At 59.8% G+C, this 1,167-nt stretch carries 1 protein-coding gene; it reads right to left on the reverse strand.

Features of this window, described 5'->3' with window-relative positions:
- Positions 1-1,092 carry an IS630 family transposase gene (locus AC1DOX_RS30960; protein WP_441623174.1) on the reverse strand — a complete coding sequence of 364 codons (1,092 nt, stop codon included), beginning with the start codon at positions 1,090-1,092 and terminating at the stop codon, positions 1-3.
- Positions 1,093-1,167: the final 75 nt, after the last annotated feature.

Genomic DNA, 1,167 nt, shown 5'->3' on the forward strand with positions numbered 1-1,167 from the left:
CTAGTGTCCTGTCCCACTAATACGTGAGCAAAGTCGGTGCAACTTTTCGAGAATCGAGTCGGCAGTAGCTGTCCAGCGAAATGGCTGGCAGTCCGCGTTGTAAGCGGTCACGAAATGATCGATGCGTTGGACCAACTGTTTGACGCTGGTGAACGAGCCGCGGCGGATGGCCTTATCAGTAATCAGGGAGAAGAAACGCTCGACCTGATTGAGCCAGGAACTGTAGGTCGGGATGAAGTGCATGTGCCAACGTGGACGCGCTGCCAGCCAGGCCTTGATCTTCGGGTGGCTGTGCGTAGCGTAGTTATCGGCGATGCAGTGAATGTCCAGCTCAGTGGGCACGGCTTGTTCGATCTCTCGGAGGAACGACAGGAACTCCTGATGGCGATGGCGCGGTTTGCATCGCGCCAGCACAGCTCCATTCAGGATGTTCAGCGCCGCAAACAGCGTGGTGGTGCCATGACGTTTGTAGTCGTGCGTGACGCCCTCGACGTAGCCGAATCCCATGGGCAGCATCGGCTGCGTGCGCTCCAGTGCCTGGCACTGGCTCTTCTCATCCACGCACAGCACCAGCGCGTTCTCAGGTGGGCTCAGGTACAACCCCACCACATCGCGCAGCTTCTCGACAAAGAACGGGTCGGTAGACAGCTTGAAGCCTTCGGTACGATGAGGTTGCAGCCCGAAGAGTTGGAAGTAGCGCTGCACGCTGCTCTTGGAGATGCCGGTCTCGGCCGCGACAGCACGCACGCTCCAGTGTGTCGAGCCGTTGGCCGGCTTCGTATGCAGGGTGGTCTGAATCAATTGCGCCACCCGTTCGTCGTCGACCGTGCGCGGGGCCCCCGGGCGAACGTCGTCATACAGACCGGCGATTCGGCGTGCAATGAAGCGCGCGCGCCATTTGCCGACCGTGGCGTTGCTCATCTTCAGCCGTTCGGCGATCGCGCTATTGAGCTCACCGTCGGCGCTGCTGAGGATGATGCGCGCCCGATTGCTCAACGCAGCAGGCAACGACCGGCTGCGCGCGAACGCCTGCAACTGCGCGCGTTCATCTTCGCTCAACACCAATTCGGCCTTCGGTCTGCCCGTAATCATCGCGATATCTCCGTTCCCAAAATGCCGAAACGGGATGCAAGACTAATGCCAGTTATTTGCGGGACAGGACACTAG

The sequence above is a fragment of the Cupriavidus sp. 01L415 genome, from assembly GCF_056400065.1.